Source organism: Pseudarthrobacter albicanus (genome assembly GCF_018224015.1).
GTDB classification, from domain to species: Bacteria; Actinomycetota; Actinomycetes; order Actinomycetales; family Micrococcaceae; genus Arthrobacter; species Arthrobacter albicanus.
Map to the genome: position 1 here is coordinate 1 of NZ_JAGPOT010000159.1, position 3,876 is coordinate 3,876.

Genomic DNA, 3,876 nt, shown 5'->3' on the forward strand with positions numbered 1-3,876 from the left:
ACGCCCGGTCCCATTCCGAACCCGGAAGCTAAGACCCACAGCGCCGATGGTACTGCACCCGGGAGGGTGTGGGAGAGTAGGTCACCGCCGGACATAAATTAAACACGGTCGAGAGCCCCAACCACACGGTTGGGGCTCTCCCGCATTTAAACCCAAACCACAAAAACCCCTCCCTCACCCCCCGCACCGGAAACCCGGAACCTCCCACAGATTCCGCAGGGAAACGACGGACCCTTCCTCACCTCCCGTGCCGGATCCAGGGACCCCTCACCTCCCGGCGCCGGCCGGACAACATCGGAGGAAGCATCGCCCCGGAACCTGCGAGACGTGAGTGAGCGTCGCGCCGGAACCTGCGGAATGTGAGGGAGCGTGGGCGTGCCGGTATGGTTGGTGCCCATGGATAACCTCTTCAGCCACGCCGCTCCTGACAGCCCGGAACCAGCTGCAGCAGACGGCCTGGATCCCATCGTCTACACCGTTGTGGTGCCAGGCGCCGTCGCCCGCGCGTTCGTGGGGTTCACCGAACACACCCACCTCTGGTGGCCGCTGGAAGATCGCGGTGTGTACGGTCCGGGCTCTTACGTGGAGTTCGAGGAGAACCTGATCATGGAGACGTCCGACGACGGCCGGACTGCCGTCTGGGGCTCGATCGACGACTGGCAGCCACCATTGTCCTTCCACGCGAGCTGGTATCCGGGAACCTCGGCGGTGTGGTCCACGGAGCTTCGCGTCTCGTTCCGCGCCGTCGACGGTGGCACCGAGGTGCGCCTGGTGCACACCGGCTGGGAAGGCGCCGAGGATCCGGCCGGTACGCGGGCGGACTACGAAGCCGGCTGGCCCGCGGTCCTGGACCGGTTCGTGCGGTTCATGGGCGGGGCGGAGTCCGCATGAGCGGCATCGTCGATGAACTGACCACTGTCTTGGGTGCGGCGAAGGTCGCTGTGGACGCCGCGACCCTGGCCGCGTACGCCGTGGACCAGGCCCCGGTGCTGGACTACCAGCTGCCGCAGGCCGTGGTCCGGGCCGAATCGGTGGCTGACGTCCAGGCTGCCGTCCGCGCCTGTGCCGCGCACGGCGTCGCAGTGGTCGCGCGCGGCGCGGGCACCGGCGTGTCCGGCGGGGCCCATGCCAGCAAGGGCTGCGTGGTGCTGGGCCTCGAACGCATGGACCGCATCCTGGACCTGAACCCGGACGACGAGACCGCCGTCGTCGAACCCGGGGTGATCAACGCCGACCTCAACGCCGCGGCGGCGGTGCACGGGCTCATGTACGCGCCGGATCCGGCGAGCTTCAAGCTGTCCACGATCGGCGGTAACGTGGCCACCAACGCGGGCGGCCTGCGGTGCGCCAAGTACGGCGTGACGCGGGACTCCGTGCTGGCGCTCGACGTCGTGCTGGCGGACGGCTCCCTCATCCACACCGGGCACCAGACCTTCAAGGGCGTCGCCGGCTACGACCTCACCGGCCTGTTCGTCGGGTCGGAGGGGACACTGGGGATCGTCGTCGGGATCTCCGTGCGGCTCAAGTACCTGCCGCGGGAGGTGCACACGATCGCCGCCTTCTACCCGGACTTCCGCAGCGCCGCGGCGGGCGTCCTGGCCGTGGGCAGGGCGCGCGTGCAGCCGGCGATCATGGAACTGCTCGACGGCGGCTCGCTCGCCCAGCTCGACGCCATGCACGGCTCGGACCTGGCCTCGAGGGGCGCCTCCCTGCTGCTGATCCAGACCGACGGCTTCGGCGCCGCGGCGGAGGCGGCAGCCATCCGGCCGGTCCTTGCCGCGGGCGGCGCTGTTGTGACGACCGAGGCCAACGCCGAGGCGGAGCAACTCGTAGAGCTGCGCCGCAACAGCCGCGGCGCGGAGGTCGACGACGAATACCGGGTGGGGGAGGACGTCGCCGTGCCGCGCTCCCGGCTGCTGGACTACGTGGCCGCCCTCGAAGCCATGGCGGTGGCCCACGGGGTCCGGCTCAAGGTGGTGGCGCACGCCGGCGACGGCAACCTGCACCCCACCTTCTGGGTGGACCGGGTGGACAGCGTCGTGGACGAGGAAGCGATGACGCGCCTCGGCGCCGCCCTGGACGAGTCCATCACCGTCGCCCTGGCGATGGGCGGCACCATCACCGGAGAACACGGGATCGGCCAGTACAAGCTGCGCTGGCTCGGCCTCGAACAGAAGGCCCCGGTGCGCGAACTGCAGCGCCGGATCAAGGAACTGTTCGATCCCGCCGGCATCCTCAACCCCGGGAAGGCGATTTAGCCCGGGACCAGGGAATCACCCCGGACCAGAGGAGCGTTGCCAGTTCTGCCGGGGCTGCCTTAGTCGTCGGCGTCCGGGTACTCGTCCTCGTCGGCGCCGTACCGTGATTCCTCGGTTTCGACCTCGAGGATCTTGAGCAGCCCCGTGTCCGGGTTGAGCATGATCGCGGCCTCGTCCCGGCGGTGGCGGAGCTCGTTCTCAATGTAGGACTGCACGGCCTCGGCCAGCGGGATATGCCGGTTCTCCCCCTCGGACATGTACCAGCGGTGCTCCAGGACCTCGTGCACCGCCTCGGCCGGCTCGAGCTTGCCGGACAGATCGCGGGGGATGGCCCGGACAATCGGCTCGAAGATCTCGCTGACCCACAGGTGGGCGCTGTATTCCTCGTCCATGCCCGGGTTGTTGTCCGCCCGGAAGGAGTCCATGTCGTTCAGGAGCCGGCGGGCCTGGTTTTCCTGGGCGTCCAGGCCGGTCAGGCGCAGCAGCCGGCGCTGGTGGTGCCCGGCGTCGACCACCTTCGGCTGGAGCTGGATGGTGGAGCCGTTCTGCGTGGTCTTGATGGCGTATTCCTCGACGTCGAACCCGAGCTCGTTGAGCCGGCGGATGCGGGCCGCCACGCGCCAGCGTTCCCCGATCTCGAACGACTCCTTCGCCGTCAGCTCCGTCCACAGCCGCCGGTAGCTGTCCATGATCAGTTCGCTGGTGGCCACCGGGTCCACCTTCTCCTCGATGAGCCCGCCGTCGAGGAGGTCCATGAGCTCACCGGCGATGTTGACCCGGGCGATTTCCAGATCGTACTCGCGCTGGCCGGTGGACAGGTCCGGGTACAGCTCACCGGTTTCGGCATCCACGAGGTACGCGGCGAAGGCGCCGGCGTCGCGGCGGAACAGGGTGTTGGAGAGCGACACATCGCCCCAGTAGAAACCGATCAGGTGCAGCCGGACCAGCAGCAGGGCCTGGGCGTCGATCAGGCGGGTGAGGGTGTCCTTGCGCAGCATCTGGGAGAAGAGCGCCCGGTACGGCATGGAGAACTTGAGGTGCCGGGTGACCAGCACCGGGTTCAGCGGACGCCCGTCCCGGGTGGTCCGCCCGGTGATGACGGCGACCGGCTCCACGCCGGGGACATCCAGCCGGGCGAGCTTACGGAGCATGTGGTACTCGTGCCGGGCGACGTGCTCGGACGTTTCCTTGATGGCGATGACGGATCCGCCAAGGTGGGCAAAACGCACGATGTGGCGCGAGATGCCGCGGGGGAGTGCGGCAAGGTGTTCGGCTGGCCAGTCTTCGAGGGCGATGTGCCACGGCAGGTCCAGGAGTTCCGGCTCGGTGGCGGCAGCCGTGATGCTCAGCGAACTGGAGGCCGGGGCCCTTTCATCGTTGGCGCTGGCGGCTTCAAAGCGGGGCAGCTTGCCGATCTGACCGTAGTCGGTGGGCTCGTCGTGCCACTGGGCGTTGTTTTCCTCGGTCATGAATCAATTCTTCCGTACATTGGGCCCGGGACCCTAGGACTGCGCTGAACAATTTGGGTGGTTTAAGGCGCGCCTGCTGGACTTCGCGCAGTGGTCCTTAAGACTGGGTGTATGCAAGGAATTGAGGCGGCCCAGCGCGGATATTTGGA

The 3,876-nt window shown here is 68.2% G+C and carries 3 protein-coding genes and 1 rRNA gene; 3 read left to right on the forward strand and 1 reads right to left on the reverse strand.

Annotation, left to right across the window (positions count from 1 at the left end; translation table 11 throughout):
* The 3 genes from rrf to J9611_RS21010 form a co-directional block, all read left to right on the forward strand.
* Positions 1 to 93 (forward strand): 5S ribosomal RNA (rrf, locus tag J9611_RS21000); the annotation flags it as partial.
* Between the two features lie 303 nt (positions 94 to 396).
* Positions 397 to 891 carry an SRPBCC domain-containing protein gene (locus tag J9611_RS21005; RefSeq protein WP_211883112.1) on the forward strand — a complete coding sequence of 165 codons (495 nt, stop codon included), beginning with the start codon at positions 397 to 399 and terminating at the stop codon, positions 889 to 891.
* Positions 888 to 2,258 carry an FAD-binding oxidoreductase gene (locus tag J9611_RS21010; protein WP_211883121.1) on the forward strand — a complete coding sequence of 457 codons (1,371 nt, stop codon included), beginning with the start codon at positions 888 to 890 and terminating at the stop codon, positions 2,256 to 2,258. The genes J9611_RS21005 and J9611_RS21010 overlap by 4 nt, the downstream gene beginning before the upstream one ends.
* Positions 2,259 to 2,317: 59 nt before the next feature.
* On the opposite strand, the gene J9611_RS21015 is transcribed toward J9611_RS21010, so the two are convergent.
* Positions 2,318 to 3,727 carry a DUF4032 domain-containing protein gene (locus tag J9611_RS21015; RefSeq protein ID WP_211883123.1) on the reverse strand — a complete coding sequence of 470 codons (1,410 nt, stop codon included), beginning with the start codon at positions 3,725 to 3,727 and terminating at the stop codon, positions 2,318 to 2,320.
* Between the last annotated feature and the right edge of the window lie 149 nt (positions 3,728 to 3,876).